Source organism: Microbispora oryzae (assembly GCF_017896165.1).
In the GTDB taxonomy this organism is placed as follows: Bacteria; Actinomycetota; Actinomycetes; order Streptosporangiales; family Streptosporangiaceae; genus Microbispora; species Microbispora oryzae.
The window spans coordinates 207,585-222,308 of record NZ_JAFCNB010000004.1; the positions used below are offsets into that span (position 1 = coordinate 207,585).

Below are 14,724 nucleotides of genomic sequence, written 5' to 3' on the forward strand. Positions count from 1 at the left end.
CGAGGCCGGCCGCCGGGGCGTCAGGCGTTCGTGCCGTAGGCCCGGGCGATGAGCTCGTAGGACCGCAGGCGCGCCGCGCCGCCGTGCGTCATAGTGGTGATCATCAGCTCGTCGGCGCCGGTGCGCTTGCGCAGCTCCTCAAGGCCGTCCCGGACCCGGTCCGGGACGCCGTGGATCACGTTCGACAGCCGGCCGCGGACGAACTCGCGCTCCGCCGGCGTGTACGGATAGGCCGCCGCCTCGTCCGGAGTCGGGACCCGGCCGGGGCGGCCGAGCCGCATGCGGAGCCACGACAGCGCCCCCGGCATGGCCTGCCGCAGCGCCTCCTCGTCGGTGTCGGCCGCCAGGGCCGCCACCCCGATCAACGCGTACGGGCGGTCGAGCACGCCGGACGGCCGGAACGACGAACGGTAGAGATCGAGCGCGGGCTCGGTGTTCTCGGCGCTGAAGTGGTGGGCGAAGGCGAACGGCAGGCCGAGCAGCCCGGCGAGGCGGGCGCTGAAGCCGCTGGAGCCCAGCAGCCAGATCGGCGGCCGGTCGTCGCTCCGCGGCGTCGCCTGGAGCGCCTGGTAGGGGTGACCGGGCGGGAAGGCCCCGTCGAGGAAGCCGGTGAGCTCGGCGACCTGCTGGGGGAAGGCGTCGGGATCCACCTCCGCCTCGCGGCGCAGCGCGTTGGCCGTGGCCATGTCGGTGCCCGGGGCCCGGCCGAGGCCGAGGTCGATCCGTCCGGGGTGCAGCGCGTGCAGGGTGCCGAACTGCTCGGCGATCACCAGCGGGGCGTGGTTGGGCAGCATGACGCCGCCGGAGCCGACCCGGATCCTGCGGGTCGCCGCCGCCAGGTGCGCGATCAGCACGGCGGGGGAGGAGCTCGCCACACCCGGCATCCCGTGGTGCTCGGCCACCCACAGCCGGTGGTAGCCCCACTCCTCGGCCTTCCCGGCCAGCTCCGTGGCGTGTCGCAGCGCCTCGCCCGGGGTGATCCCCTCGCCCACGGTGGCCAGTTCCAGCACCGACAGCGGAGCCGGGGCCGTGCCGGCCGCCACACCGCGAATCATGTCCGTACCCATGTCGGAGACCAACCGGACCGCTGTTCCGTGTATTTCCGTATATTTCAGGTTTTCGGGGATCTCCAGAGATGTGTCGGGGCGTGGCGTGACCTGCCATGCTTGGATCCATGAGCGAGCGAAGGCCCATCGAGTCGTGGCTGTCGGACATGGACGGCGTGCTGGTGCACGAGGGGGAGCCGGTCCCCGGGGCCGACGAGTTCATCAAGCGGCTGCGTGAGTCGGGGAAGCGGTTCCTCGTCCTCACCAACAACTCGATCTACACCCCCCGCGACCTGTCCGTACGGCTGCGGGCGGCGGGCCTGGAGGTGCCGCCGGAGTCGATCTGGACGTCGGCCCTGGCCACCGCCAAGTTCCTGGCCGACCAGCGCCCGAACGGCTCGGCATACGTCATCGGAGAGGCCGGGCTGACCACGGCGCTGCACGAGTGCGGCTACGTGCTCACGGACATCGACCCCGACTACGTGGTGCTGGGGGAGACCCGCACCTACAGCTTCACCGCGATCACGAGGGCCATCCGCCTGATCGACAACGGCGCGCGGTTCATCGCGACCAACCCCGACGCCGTCGGCCCGTCCACCGAGGGCTCGCTGCCGGCCTGCGGCGCGGTCGCCGCCATGATCACCAAGGCGACCGGGGTCGAGCCCTACTTCATCGGCAAGCCCAACCCGATGATGATGCGCAGCGCGCTCAACCAGATCGACGCGCACAGCGAGAGCACGGCGATGATCGGCGACCGGATGGACACCGACGTGGTGTGCGGCATGGAGGCCGGGCTCCACACGATCCTGGTGCTCACCGGCGTGACCCAGCGCGAGCAGATCGACAGGTATCCGTTCCGTCCCTCGCAGATCGTCGACTCGGTGGCGGACCTCGTCGAGCTGGTCGGCTGAGACGGCCTGAGACCGTACCTGTCACCACCTGACAGGTACGGCTGCGAGGCTGGTCTCATGGCTCTTCCGACGACTTCACCGACCCCGGTCTACCTCGAACTCGGCCCGAAGAAGGTCTTCGCGTGCTCGGCCGCCTGGCCGGGATGGTGCCGCGTCGGCGGATCGGAGGAGCTCGCGCTCGACGCCCTCATGACGTACGTGCCGCGCTACCGCGTCATCGCCGCGCGGGCCGGGCTGGAATTCGACCCGGGCGAGCCGGCGGTGGTCGAACGGGTGCGGGGTAACCGCACCACCGACTTCGGCGCGCCCGCGGCGGTCGCCGCGCTGGACCGCGAGGCCGTGGGCGAGGAGGAGGCGGCCCGCGCCGTCGCGCTCATCCGCGCCGCCTGGGAGGTGCTGGGCGAGGTGGCCGCCGCATCGCCGCAGGACCTGCGTAAGGGCCCCCGCGGCGGCGGCAGGGACCGCGACAAGATCGTTGCACACGTCGTCGAGGCCGAGCGGGCCTACGCCAGGAAGATCGGCGTCAGCTATCCGCCGCTGCGGGACGAAGGGGCGCTCCCCGCGATGCGCCGGGACATCACCGACGTCCTCGGCCGCCCCTCGGACGGTCAGCCGCACGGGGAGAAGGGGTGGCCCGCCCGCTACGCGGCCCGCCGCATCGCCTGGCACGTGATCGACCACATCTGGGAGATCGAGGACCGCCGCGAGTGACGGCCGCCCGGCTCCCCGGTGACTTCGGTCGTGACTTCGGCCCGTGACTCGCGCCGTGACTGCCGGGCGGGCGCGGGACGGTCGAGGCCATCGGGTCCCGGATAGGGCGCTTGGTAGCGGCCCGAGCCCACGCCGCCTTCCGTCGCTGGTCAGTCGTCTCCGGGCCCGGAGTCCCCGCGCCGCCGCCGCTTGACATCCGACCGCCGCCGCTTGGCCGTGAGCCTGCGCTCGACGGCGCCCCGGGACGGCTTCGTCGGCCGCCGCCGCGCGGGCGGCGGGGCGATCGCGTCGCGCAGCAGGGCGGCCAGCCGGGCCTCGGCCGCCTCCCGGTTGCGCAGTTGCGAACGGAACTCCGAGGCGGTCACCGTGATCACTCCGTCGACCAGGCGCGAGGCGAGCCGTTCCAGGGCCCGCGACCTGAGCGCCGGATCCAGCGCGGTGGTGGAGGTCAGGTCGACGCTGAGCTCGACCCGGCTGTCCGTGGTGTTCACGCCCTGGCCACCCGGCCCGGACGACCGGGAGAACCGCCACCCCAGCTCCGCCTCGGGGATGACGATCGAGCCGCGGACGTGCAGCGGGCCTGGCATGGTCTCTCTCCGTGACTTCTGCGGTGATTCGTACGGACGACTCTTGTGAGTGGCTCTTGTGAGTGGCCCCTACGCCACTCTTGCCGGCGAACATTGTGGTGCCCGCACGCTTCGCCGGGCATCTTATTTTCCCCCTCACATCTCCCCGCGAACCGGGCATCCCCCAATAAGGCGGGGTCTGGAAACAGAGATCGAACATAAGTTATGCTCGTTCAATCATGACTCTTGTGCTTTTTGACTACGGCAATGTCATCAGCCTCGACCAGGACCCCGGCGACGTGGCCCGCATGGCGGCCGGCGTGACCGGCTTCGCCGAGCGCTACTGGGCCCCCAGGCTCGACTTCGACCGGGCCACCCTCGGCCCGCGGGACTACTGGTCCCTGGTGCTCGGACGGCCCGTGAGCGGCGCCGAGCTCGACCGGATCGTCGCCCTCGACGTGGCCAGCTGGTCGCGGATCAACGAGGAGACCGCGGCGATCGTCGCCGAGCTGGGCGCGTCCGGGGTGCCGATGGCGCTCCTGTCCAACGCGCCCGTCTGCGTCGCCGACGGGATCGAGCCGCTGGCCGCCCTGGCGCCCATCGGGCCGCGCTTCTTCAGCGGCCGGATGGGGATGGTCAAGCCGGATCCCGAGATCTATCTGCGGGTCGTCGCCGAGCTCGGCGTCCGCCCCGAGGACGTCGTCTTCGTCGACGACCGGAGGGAGAACATCGAAGGGGCCGAGCGGGCGGGCCTCACCGGCGTCCACTTCACCGACGCGGCGACCCTGCGCGACGACCTCAAACCGGTTATGCGTTAACGCGATCGAGCGGCGGGCGTCGGCCGCCGTTCAGACAGGACGGGTAGTCAGAAGCACTGTTCATCCGGGGTTCCCGGGAGGGTAACGACCGTAAAGTACGGAGGTCGACCGCCGCGGCTGCACTGGTGCCGTGCAGACGAATGCGTCCAGAAGAGTGTTCCTGTCCGCTCTCGCGGCCGGAGCCGGCGGCCTGGTCCTCGGCGGCTCGGCGCTCCCGTCCCGGACCTCCGCCGCGCTGCCCTCGCGGGCGCTGCGGCAGGATCCGTTCGCGCTGGGGGTCGCCTCGGGCGAGCCGGCCGCCGACGGCGTCGTCCTGTGGACCCGGCTGGCCCTCGACCCGCTCGCCCCGGACGGACTCGGCGGCATGCCGTCCAGGCCCGTGGACGTCCAGTGGCAGCTCGCCTCGGACGAGCGGTTCTCCACCGTGGTGCGGTCCGGCACCGCCGCCGCGCGCCCCACCGCCGCGCACAGCGTCCACGTCGAGGTGGACGGCCTGGAGCCGGGCCGGGAGTATTTCTACCGCTTCCGGGTGGACGGACATCTCTCGGAGACCGCGCGCACCCGCACCGCGCCCACCGGGATGTCGCCGTTGCGCTTCGCGGTCGCCGCCTGCGCGCACTGGGAGCACGGCTACTACACGGCCTACCGGCGCATCGCCGAACAGGAGCCGGAACTCGTCGTGCACCTCGGCGACTACATCTACGAATACCAGCCGGAGGGCTACACGGCGCTGGGCGGCACCGTCCGGGAGCACGCGGGCAACAAGTGCCAGACCCTGGCCGACTACCGGATCAGGCACGCGCAGTACAAGACCGACCGCGACCTGCAGGCCGCTCACCTGGTCGCGCCCTGGCTGGTGGCCTTCGACGACCACGAGATCGAGAACAACTGGGCGGGCACGGCGTCGAGCACGGACGCGCCGGGCTTCGCCGAGCGCAGGGCGCACGCCTTCCAGGCGTACTACGAGAACATGCCGTTGCGGCGGGCATGCGTGCCGCGCGGCGCGTCCATCAGGATCAACCGCCGCGTCCAGTGGGGGGAGACCGCGCGGTTCCACCTGCTCGACACCCGCCAGTTCCGCGACGACCAGGCGTGCGAGGACGGCGACCGGGCGGGCTGCGACGAGCGGCTCGACGCCGGGCGGACGATCCTGGGCGCGGGCCAGCACCGCTGGCTGCTCGACGGGCTGGCCGGGTCGCAGGCCCGGTGGAACCTCATCGGCCAGCAGGTGCTCATGGCGCAGCGCGACTTCCGGCCCGGCCCCGGCACCGAGCTGAACATGGACAGCTGGGACGGCTACCCGGCGGAGCGGGCGAGCCTGCTCGAGGGTGTCAGGGCGTCGGGCGCGGCCAACCCGGTCGTGCTCACCGGCGACGCCCACATGCACCACGCGGCCGACCTGAAGCCCGACTTCGACGATCCCGACTCGCCGCGGGTCGCCGTGGAGCTGGTCACGTCGTCCGTCTCCAGCGACGGGGACGGCTACCGCGACCGGGCCAAGGTGGCCCAGCTGCTGCGCGAGAACCCGCACATCTCGTACATCGACCAGCGTCGCGGCTACATCATGTGCGAGCTGTCCGAGGACGAGATGCGGGCCGAGTTCCGCACGCTCGACTACATCAGCAGGCGGGGGGCCCCGGCCAGGACGGCGGCCCGCTTCACCGTCCCGTCCGGGCACGCCCAGCTCAACGCGTAGGGGGCGTCAGCTCAGGGCGTAGCCGAACATGGCGTCCGCGCCGCCCCTGCCGATCACCCGGGCCGAACCGGGGACGACGCCGGGGTAGGACCCCTTCCTCGTCCGGGTCCCGATGAGGGTGAGCCGCCCGGACCCGGGGGCGGCCACCAGCAGCCGGCCGCCCTCGACCAGGACGGACGCGCCGAAGTCGGTGTCCTTCCCGCCGGTGATCAGCGCGTTGTGGTCGCGGGTCAGGCCGCCCGCGCGCGTTCCGGCGATCACCTGCACCGCGTCCTCGCCGGGAACGCCCACCACGAGCTCGTCGTCGCCGTCGCCGTTCAGGTCGCCCGCCGCCAGCGAGGTGCCGAACCTGTCGAAGTAGCGCGGCGTGCCCTTCAGGATGGTCTGCGACCACACCTCGCCGCCGATCGCGCTCAGCCCCCGCGGGGTGCCGTACAACACGTCGACCACGCCGTCGCCGTAGTCCATGCCGCGCTGGCGCGCGGACAGGTCCTCGCCGGGCACGCCCACGGCGAGATCGTCGCGGCCGTCGGCGTTGAAGTCGCCGGAGGCGAGGGCGGCGCCGAACGCGTCCCACTTCTCGCCCGAGCCCTTTATGTCCGGGCTCTCCTGCGTGTAGACGCCCGCGCGCCGCCCGCGCACGTCGATCACGGTCACCACGCCGGAGCCGGACCGCTGACCGCCGCCGCCCGGGGCCCCGACGGCCAGTTCGGCGTCGCCGTCCCCGTCGAAGTCGCCGGTCGCGAGCGCGGCGCCGAACTCGTCGGTCGCGCCCGCGTCCTGTCCGACCCAGCCGGTCGACTCCGTGATCAGCGTGCCCGTGCCGTACACGGAGCGGTGGCGCAGGCCGAACACGCCCACGGCGCCGCCCCCGTCCAGCCCGGGCGCGCCCACGACCAGCTCGTCGTCGCCGTCGCCGTCGAGGTCGCCCGCGGCCAGGGCGGCCCCGAACCGGTCGGTGCCGTGCTCGCGGCCCAGGCGGGTGACGTCGACGGCCTTGGCCCGGCCGAGGCCGCCCGGCCCGCCGTACAGGATGTGGACCACGCCGTGACCGTCGGCCCCTGGCACGCGCGGGCCGAAGGACTCCTCGGATGCCCCGATCGCCAGGTCGGCGCAGCCGTCGCCGTCGAAGTCGCCCCGGGCGAGCGCGGAGCCGAACGAGTCGCCCCGCTCCGGGGCGTCCCCGATGCCGTCCGCGCCCTGGTGGAGGACCTTCACCGGGTGCGGGTCGCCGCCCGCCCCGGAGAAGAGGGTGACCGTGCCGGCCCGCGCCTGCCCGCCGACCGTCGCGTACGGCGCGGCCACCGCGAGGAAGGCCGCGCAGGACTTCCGGGCCGTGGCCGCGGTGGCCGCGGTGGTGGCCGCCGTGGCGGTGGCGGCGGGCGCGAGCGAGGGGAGGACCAGGGCGGCCGCCAGCAGGGCGGACGTGCGCGAGACGCTCATGGCCGGATCGTCCCCGCGCACCAGGACACCCGGCTCACAGGTGCGTGAACCCCCCGCGTCCGGCGCCTGAACTCATCCGGCCTGAACTCATCCGCCCTGAACTCATCCGGTCGGGCCGGGCCCCGTGGGCGCGCCGTGGCGGGTGCCGTCGCCGGGGAGGTCCCCAAGCGGAGGGGCCTCGACCGCGCAGTGGCTGCGGCAGGCGGGCTCGGGCGCCGCCGCCAGCACGTTCCTCCTGATCGTGAGGAACGTGATCACCGCGGCGGTGGCCATCATGGCGGCGCAGACCAGCATGGCGACGCGGTATCCATGGGTGAACCCGGCGGGGGAGTTGTAGGCGTCGCCGGTCAGCCCCACCAGGGGCGGCACGGCCGCGACGGCCAGCAACCCGCCGGTCCTCGCCAGCGCGTTGTTCACCCCGCTCGCCACCCCCGCGTACCGCTCCTCGGCGGTGGCGAGGACGGTGGCGGTCAGCGGCGCGACCGCGGCGGACAGGCCGAGCCCGAACACGACGGCCGCGGGCACCACGTCGGTGAGGTAGGCCGAGCCCGGCCCGATGCGGCTCATCATGAGCAGCCCGGCCGCGCAGCCCAGGATGCCGCCGGTCATCAGCGGTCGCGGGCCCACCCGCCTGGCCAGCTCGCCTGCCCGGGACGACAGCAGCAGCATGAGGATCGTCACCGGCAGCATCGCCGACCCCGCCGCGATGGGCGAGAAGCCGGCCGCCACCTGGAGCTGCACGACGAGCAGGAAGAAGACCAGGCCCATCGCCGCGTACATGACGAACGTGACGACGTTCACGGCGGTGAACTCGCGGGAGGCGAAGACCCCGACCGGGACCAGCGCGTTGGGCGATCGGCGCGTCTCGACCACCACGAACGCCACCGCGAGGACCACCCCCGCGGCCAGCGGCAGGAGGCCGTCGCCCGCGAGGATCAGCCCGTACGTGAGCCCGGCGAGGGCGGGGGCGGCGAGCGCGGCTCCGAGCACGTCGAACCGGCCGTGCGGGCCGCCGTCGCGGGTCTCCGGCACGTGCCGCGCGGTCACGGCGACGAGCACGGCGAGGGGCAGGTTGAGCAGGAACACCCAGCGCCAGCCGGCCACCTCCACGAGCCAGCCGCCGAGCAGCGGCCCGATCGCCGCGGCGACGCCGCCGAGCCCCGACCAGGCGCCGACCGCGCGCGGCCGGTCGTCCGGGGCGAAGGTCGCCTGGATGATGGCGAGGGAGCCGGGCACGAGCAGGGCGCCCCCGATCCCCTGCAGCGCCCGGGCGAGCACGAGGACCGGCGTCGTGGGCGCGAGGCCGCACGCGGCCGACGCCAGGGCGAACCAGGCGACGCCCACAAGGAAGATCTTCCGCCGGCCGAGACGGTCGCCCAGCGACCCGCCGAGCAGGATGAACGCGGCCAGGGTGAGGGTGTACGCGTTGATCGTCCACTGCAGGCCGGACATGCCGGCGTGGAGGTCCCGCCCGAGATCGGGCAGCGCGACGTTCACCACCGTGCCGTCCAGGGTGGCCATCCCGGAGCCCAGCACGGTGGTCAGCAGAATCCAGCGGCCCGCACGCGTACGGAACCGTACATATCCCTCGACCATAGGGCCATCCTGACCCATCCCCTGATGGGGGAATGCCGGGGCCCCCTTGGTGATTACACGATTACGATCGCTCATGGCGAACAGACGCAAATGAGGGAACAGGGCCGGACTCCTGTTAGTTGAGTCGGCATAACTCAACCTTTGGAGCGCGAATGTCACAGATCCTTCCTGTCCTTCCGCTTGACGACGAGGTCGTCCTGCCGGGCATGGTGGTTCCGCTCGATCTGTCGGCCTCCGAGGTCCGGGCCGCCATCGAGGCCGCGCGGGCCAGTGGTGAGAGCAGGGTGCTGCTCGTGCCCCGCGTCGACGGACGCTACGGCGCGGTCGGCGTGGCCGCCGTGGTCGAGCAGGTCGGCCGGCTGCCGGGAGGAGAGCCGGCCGCCGTCGTCCGCGGTGTCGACCGCATGCGCGTGGGCACCGGCACGACCGGCCCCGGCGCGGCCCTCTGGGTGGAGGCCGAGGTCGTCGAGCGGGTCGCGGCCGGCGCGCGGGCGGACGAGCTCGCCAAGGAGTACAAGACCCTGACCACCACGATCCTGCAGAAGCGGGGGGCGTGGCAGGTCGTCGACTCGGTCAACCAGATCACCGACCCCGCGGTCCTCGCCGACAGCGCGGGCTACGCCCCCTGGCTGTCGACGTCGCAGAAGCTGCTGCTTCTGGAGACCGCCGATCCGGCCGAGCGGCTCGACAAGCTCGTCGGCTGGGCCCGCGACCACCTGGCCGAGCTGGACGTCGCGGAGACCATCCGCAAGGACGTCCAGGAGGGCATGGAGAAGCAGCAGCGCGAGTTCCTGCTGCGCCAGCAGCTCGCCGCCGTCCGCAAGGAGCTGGCCGAGCTGAACGGCGACCCCTCCGACGAGGAGGAGGACTACCGGGCCAGGATCGAGGCGGCCGACCTGCCGGAGAAGGTGCGCGCGGCGGCGCTCAAGGAGGTCGACAAGCTGGAGCGGACCTCCGACCAGTCGCCGGAGACCGGATGGATCCGCACCTGGCTCGACACCCTGCTCGACATCCCGTGGAACGTCCACACCACCGACGAGTACGACATCGCGGGGGCCCGCGCCGTCCTGGACGCCGACCACACCGGGCTCGACGACGTGAAGGACCGCATCGTGGAGTACCTCGCGGTCCGCAAGCGCCGGGCCGACCAGGGCCTGGGCGTCGTGGGCGGGCGCCGCAGCGGCGCCGTGCTCGCGCTGGCCGGTCCTCCCGGCGTCGGCAAGACCTCGCTCGGCGAGTCGGTCGCGCGGGCGATGGGCCGTAAGTTCGTCCGCGTCGCGCTCGGCGGCGTCCGCGACGAGGCCGAGATCCGCGGCCACCGGCGCACGTACGTCGGCGCGCTGCCCGGCCGCGTCGTCCGGGCGATCCGCGAGGCCGGCTCGATGAACCCGGTCGTGCTGCTCGACGAGATCGACAAGGTCGGCGCCGACTACCGGGGCGACCCGACGGCGGCGCTGCTCGAGGTGCTCGACCCGGCGCAGAACCACACGTTCCGCGATCACTACCTGGAGGTCGAGCTCGACCTGAGCGACGTGCTGTTCCTCGCCACGGCCAACGTGCTCGAGCAGATCCCCGGGCCGCTCCTGGACCGGATGGAGATCGTCACGCTCGACGGCTACACCGAGGACGAGAAGGTCGCCATCGCCCGCGATCACCTGCTCCCGCGGCAGCTGGAGAAGGCCGGCCTGACGGCCGAGGACGTCACGATCGACGAGGACGCGCTGCGCCGGCTGGCCGGCGAGTACACCCGCGAGGCGGGGGTGCGCTCACTGGAGCGGTCGCTGGCGCGTGTTCTGCGGAAGGTGACGGCCAGGGTCGCTCTGGACGAGACCGAGCTGCCGGTGGCGGTCACCGCCCCCGACCTGGTCGGCTACCTCGGCCGGCCGCGGTTCGTGCCGGAGTCGTCCCTGCCCGAAGCCCGGCAGCGTACGTCGGTTCCGGGCGTGGCCACCGGTCTCGCGGTCACCGGCGCGGGCGGCGACGTCCTCTACGTCGAGGCGTCCCTGGCCGACCCGGAGACGGGCTCGACCGGGGTGACGCTGACCGGCCAGCTCGGAGACGTGATGAAGGAGTCGGCGCAGATCGCGCTGTCCTTCCTCCGGTCCCGCGGAGTGGAGCTGGAGCTGCCCGTCGGCTCGCTGAAGGACCGCTCGGTGCACATCCACGTTCCCGCGGGCGCGGTGCCGAAGGACGGCCCCTCCGCCGGGGTGACGATGACCACGGCGCTCGCGTCGCTGCTGTCGGGCCGCCCGGTCCGGGGCGACGTCGCGATGACCGGCGAGGTCTCGCTGACCGGCCGGGTCCTGCCGATCGGCGGAGTCAAGCAGAAGCTGCTCGCCGCTCACCGGGCCGGTGTCACCACCGTGCTCATCCCGGCGCGCAACGAGCCCGACCTCGACGACGTGCCGGCCGAGGTGCTGGCCGACCTCACCGTCCACGCGGTGAGCGACGTCCGCGAGGTGCTGGAGCTCGCGCTCACCCCGGCGACCGTCGCCGGGCAGCCGGGAACCCAGCAGCCCGGAGCCCAGCAGGCCGCGGCCTGACACCGAGACTGACTCCTGGCCGTCCCAATGCGTTCGCCGGGCCCGCCGCCTGCGGATATAACAGGCGCGTACGGCCCGGCGGCGCGGGCGAACTGATCGCTTAGCGTGGCCTTATCGGTGATTTGTCATCGTAGTCATGTACCGGCGGAGAGCCGGAGAAACCGGCAGATCCATCAAGGGGGATGGCGATGAGCTCACAGGAGCACGTTCCCGGGAACGAAAACACCGACGTACTCCCCGGTCACGGCTGGAGCCAGTTCGGCACGACACCGCCGCAGCACGGGCAGTACAGCGGTTACCAGGCGTACGGCGTGTACGGGAACCAGGGTCCGTACGACACGGCGGTGATGCCCGGACCGCCGCAGCGACCACGGGTGACGCTGACGGGCAGGCAGAAGGCGGGGGCGGGTCTCGCCCTCGTGGCGGTGGCGCTGGGCGGCGGGGTCGCAGGGGCCCTCGTCGCGAACGCGGCGAACGGCGGCCAGACGGTCATCTCCAGCCCCATCGTCAACCCGGCATCGAACTCCTCGGCGAACACGGTGGCGGAGGTCGCTAAGGCGATCATGCCGTCCGTCGTCTCGATCAAGGTGACGACGGCGACCGGCGGCGGCGAGGGTTCCGGCGTGATCCTTTCGGCCGACGGGCTGATCCTGACCAACAACCACGTGGTGTCCGAGGGTGGCGGGGCCAGCCAGGTCACGGTCAAGTTCAGCGACGGCAGGACGGCCACGGCGACGGTCAAGGGCACCGACCCCCTCAACGACCTGGCCGTGATCCAGGCCCAGGGCGTCTCCGGGCTGACCCCGGCCTCGCTGGGCGACAGCGACAAGCTCCAGGTGGGCGACTCGGTGCTCGCGATCGGCAGCCCGCTCGGCCTGGAGGGATCGGTCACCTCGGGCATCGTCAGCGCGCTCGACCGCACGCTGACCGAGGGCAACGACCAGCCGCAGACCCCGCAGTTCCCCTGGGGGATGGACCAGCAGCCCCAGCCGCAGCAGGGCGCGACGATCGGTGGCATGATCCAGACCGACGCGGCGATCAACCCCGGCAACTCGGGCGGCGCGCTGGTGAACGCCTCCGGCCAGGTGGTCGGTATCAACACGGCGATCGCGACCTCGGGCCAGAGCTCGGGCAACATCGGCGTCGGGTTCGCCATCCCCATCAACACGGCGAAGGTCGTCTCCGAGCAGCTCATCAAGACCGGCAAGGCCACCCACGCCTACCTCGGCGTGACCCTCGCCGACGCGACGGGCGGCGTCTCCGGCGCGGTGGTCAGTTCGGTGACCGCGGGCAGCCCCGCGGAGAAGGCCGGCCTCAAGGAGGGCGACCTGATCACGAAGATCAACGACACCCCCGTGGACGGCGCGGAGACCCTCGTCGGCGTCATCCGCACCTCCCGCCCCGGCGACAAGGTGACCCTCACCTACCAGCGCAACGGCAACACCGCGACCATCACCGCGGCGCTGGCCGAGCAGTCGGCCACCGGCTGACCCGGCCCCCACCAGATTTGTCCGCCGCCGGCGGGCCCGCCCGGGCCCGCCGGCGGTCCGCGTTCCGCGGTCGCCTTCCGCCGCGAGGGCCGCGCATCCGCGGCGGGTCGTCCGCGGGGCTCAGCTGTGGCGGTCGTCTGCGGGGGTCATCTGTGGCGGGTCATCGCCTCCGACCGCCACAGGTCCCGGTAGTAGCCGGGGACGGCGGCCAGCTCGGCGTGCGTGCCGCGCTGCGCGACCCGGCCGTCTTCCAGGACCACGATCTCGTCCACCTGCTCCAGGCCCCGCAGCCGATGGGTGACCAGCAGGGTCGTCCGGCCCCGGGTGGCGTCCAGCAGGTCGGCCATGAGCAGGTCGGCGGTCTCCTCGTCGAGGGCCTCCGCCGGCTCGTCGAGCAGCAGGACCGAGGGGTCGAACAGCAGCGCGCGGGCGAGGGCCAGGCGCTGGAGCTGACCGCCCGAGACCGTGCGGCCGTCCTCACCCAGGACCGTGTCCCAGCCCGTCCGGCCGGCCCAGGCGTCCAGGCGCGCCCGCCGCATCGCCTCGGCCAGCTCCTCGTCCGAGGCGTCAGGACCGGCCAGGCGCAGGTTGTCGCGGACCGTGGCGTGGAAGACGTACGGATCCTGGGTGAGCCCGGTGATCCGGGCGCGCACGTCGTCGGACCGGAGCCGCCGCACGTCCACGCCGTTGACGAGCACGTCGCCCGACTCGATCTCGGCCGTCCGCATCAGGGCCGCCAGCAGGGTGCTCTTGCCCGCGCCGCTGGGCCCGACGACCGCGACCCGCCTGCCGGGGGTGAGGGTGAGGCTCACCCCGGCGAGGGCGGGCTCCCGGTCACCGTGCCGGACGACCAGGTCCCGCACCTCCACGGTCAGCGGCGGCTCGGGCGGGGGCGCGGGGTCGGCGGGTTCCGTGACGATCGGGGGCGTCGCGCCGGTCTCCCGCAGCCGCCGCAGCGCGCCCAGCACGCCGGCGAGCCGTTCTCCGGCCGCGGCCAGCGGCAGCACCGGTTCGAAGGAGACGAGCGCGACCAGCGCGAGCACGGCCGTGGGGACGCGCCCGAGGTCCGCGGCCCCGGCGGCCAGCACCACGGCGACCACGGTGAGACCCTGCGTGAGCGTGCCGATCCCCAGGGCGGCCGCGTCGATCCTCGCCCGGCGCCGCTCCAGCCGCGACAGCTTCGCGTCCGCCTCCATCGCGGCGGCCAGCGCCCGTTCACCGGCGCCGTACGCCGCGAGGTCGGCGGCGCCGTGCACCAGGTCGGTCACCCGGGTGGCCAGCTCCGCCCGGGCCGGGGCGACCCGCGCCGACCACCGCCGCGCGGCGGCCCCGGTCGCCGCGGGCAGGACCAGCCCGGTGACGATCAGGCCCGCGGCCAGCGCCAGCGCGGCGCGGGGCAGCAGGAAGGCGGCGGCGGTCACCGCGGCGGCGCCGGTCACCGCGGCCGCCGCGGCCGGAAGCAGGCACCGGACGAGCAGGTCCTGGACGGCGTCGGTGTCGTCCACCATGCGGCTGAGCAGGTCGCCGCCGCGCTGCGCGGGCGGCCTCGGCGGGATCAGCGACTCGTAGAGCCGTTCCCTGGTGCCGGCCTGCGCGCGCAGCGCGACATCGTGCCCGACGAGGCGCTCGCCGTACCGGAACACGCCCCGGGAGGTCGCGAAGGCGCGCACCGCCACGATGGCGACCGACAGCGCGGCGAGCGGCGGTCGCTCGGCGGCCCGCGTGATGAGCCAGGCGGCCGAGCCGATCAGTGCGACGCCCGCGAGATCGGCCGCCGACCCGGCGAGCGCGGCGAGGACGAGCCGGCGGGTCGTCCCGGCGCGCCGGATCACGGAGAGGAACGCGAAGGCCGCGGCGGCCGCGGAGATCGTGGAGGTCCGGGAATTCGTGGAGGTCATGGCGGC

Annotated in this window: 11 protein-coding genes; 6 read left to right on the plus strand and 5 right to left on the minus strand. The window is 73.4% G+C overall.

The features are described from left to right. Positions 1–20: 20 nt before the first annotated feature. On the minus strand, positions 21–1,043 hold the full coding sequence (locus JOL79_RS09645; protein WP_307848439.1) for an LLM class flavin-dependent oxidoreductase: 1,023 nt from the start codon (positions 1,041–1,043) through the stop codon (positions 21–23). Positions 1,044–1,174: 131 nt separating this feature from the next. On the opposite strand from JOL79_RS09645, the gene JOL79_RS09650 reads away from it, so the two are divergent. Beyond that, complete coding sequence (locus JOL79_RS09650) at positions 1,175–1,957, plus strand: HAD-IIA family hydrolase (RefSeq protein WP_210155374.1); 783 nt, start codon at positions 1,175–1,177, stop codon at positions 1,955–1,957. Between the two features lie 57 nt (positions 1,958–2,014). Then, positions 2,015–2,668, plus strand: a complete 654-nt coding sequence (locus JOL79_RS09655) for a hypothetical protein (protein ID WP_210155375.1) — start codon at positions 2,015–2,017, stop codon at positions 2,666–2,668. A 149-nt stretch (positions 2,669–2,817) separates the two neighbouring features. On the opposite strand, the gene arfB is transcribed toward JOL79_RS09655, so the two are convergent. After that, on the minus strand, positions 2,818–3,255 hold the full coding sequence (arfB, locus tag JOL79_RS09660; RefSeq protein ID WP_210155376.1) for an alternative ribosome rescue aminoacyl-tRNA hydrolase ArfB: 438 nt from the start codon (positions 3,253–3,255) through the stop codon (positions 2,818–2,820). Positions 3,256–3,473: 218 nt separating this feature from the next. Here arfB and JOL79_RS09665 point away from each other — a divergent pair, with 218 nt between their 5' ends. Then, positions 3,474–4,052 (plus strand): HAD family hydrolase, encoded by a 579-nt coding sequence (locus tag JOL79_RS09665; RefSeq protein WP_210155377.1) that lies wholly within the window; start codon positions 3,474–3,476, stop codon positions 4,050–4,052. A gap of 130 nt (positions 4,053–4,182) precedes the next feature. Continuing rightward, complete coding sequence (locus JOL79_RS09670; RefSeq protein ID WP_210155378.1) at positions 4,183–5,748, plus strand: alkaline phosphatase D family protein; 1,566 nt, start codon at positions 4,183–4,185, stop codon at positions 5,746–5,748. A gap of 6 nt (positions 5,749–5,754) precedes the next feature. On the opposite strand, the gene JOL79_RS09675 is transcribed toward JOL79_RS09670, so the two are convergent. Further along, entirely contained in the window at positions 5,755–7,191 is a 1,437-nt protein-coding gene (locus JOL79_RS09675; protein WP_210155379.1) for an FG-GAP repeat protein, read from the minus strand. 102 nt (positions 7,192–7,293) lie between these two features. After that, positions 7,294–8,787 (minus strand): MFS transporter, encoded by a 1,494-nt coding sequence (locus tag JOL79_RS09680; RefSeq protein ID WP_210155380.1) that lies wholly within the window; start codon positions 8,785–8,787, stop codon positions 7,294–7,296. A 152-nt stretch (positions 8,788–8,939) separates the two neighbouring features. Between JOL79_RS09680 and lon the strand changes: the two genes are divergently transcribed. Both lon and JOL79_RS09690 read left to right on the plus strand, forming a co-directional pair. Beyond that, positions 8,940–11,330, plus strand: a complete 2,391-nt coding sequence (gene lon / locus JOL79_RS09685; RefSeq protein ID WP_210155381.1) for an endopeptidase La — start codon at positions 8,940–8,942, stop codon at positions 11,328–11,330. Positions 11,331–11,518: 188 nt separating this feature from the next. Beyond that, entirely contained in the window at positions 11,519–12,820 is a 1,302-nt protein-coding gene (locus JOL79_RS09690; protein ID WP_210155382.1) for a S1C family serine protease, read from the plus strand. A gap of 146 nt (positions 12,821–12,966) precedes the next feature. On the opposite strand, the gene cydC is transcribed toward JOL79_RS09690, so the two are convergent. Next, positions 12,967–14,718 (minus strand): thiol reductant ABC exporter subunit CydC, encoded by a 1,752-nt coding sequence (gene cydC / locus JOL79_RS09695; RefSeq protein ID WP_210155383.1) that lies wholly within the window; start codon positions 14,716–14,718, stop codon positions 12,967–12,969. Positions 14,719–14,724: the final 6 nt, after the last annotated feature.

Excerpts from the sequence above, each read along its gene's own strand:
- JOL79_RS09650 (WP_210155374.1), top strand. The coding sequence starts at position 1,175 with ATGAGCGAGCGAAGGCCCATCGAGTCGTGGCTGTCGGACATGGACGGC.
- JOL79_RS09655 (WP_210155375.1), top strand. The coding sequence starts at position 2,015 with ATGGCTCTTCCGACGACTTCACCGACCCCGGTCTACCTCGAACTCGGC.
- arfB (WP_210155376.1), bottom strand. The coding sequence starts at position 3,255 with ATGCCAGGCCCGCTGCACGTCCGCGGCTCGATCGTCATCCCCGAGGCG.
- JOL79_RS09665 (WP_210155377.1), top strand. The coding sequence starts at position 3,474 with ATGACTCTTGTGCTTTTTGACTACGGCAATGTCATCAGCCTCGACCAG.
- JOL79_RS09675 (WP_210155379.1), bottom strand. The coding sequence starts at position 7,191 with ATGAGCGTCTCGCGCACGTCCGCCCTGCTGGCGGCCGCCCTGGTCCTC.
- JOL79_RS09680 (WP_210155380.1), bottom strand. The coding sequence starts at position 8,787 with ATGGTCGAGGGATATGTACGGTTCCGTACGCGTGCGGGCCGCTGGATT.
- lon (WP_210155381.1), top strand. The coding sequence starts at position 8,940 with ATGTCACAGATCCTTCCTGTCCTTCCGCTTGACGACGAGGTCGTCCTG.
- JOL79_RS09690 (WP_210155382.1), top strand. The coding sequence starts at position 11,519 with ATGAGCTCACAGGAGCACGTTCCCGGGAACGAAAACACCGACGTACTC.
- cydC (WP_210155383.1), bottom strand. The coding sequence starts at position 14,718 with ATGACCTCCACGAATTCCCGGACCTCCACGATCTCCGCGGCCGCCGCG.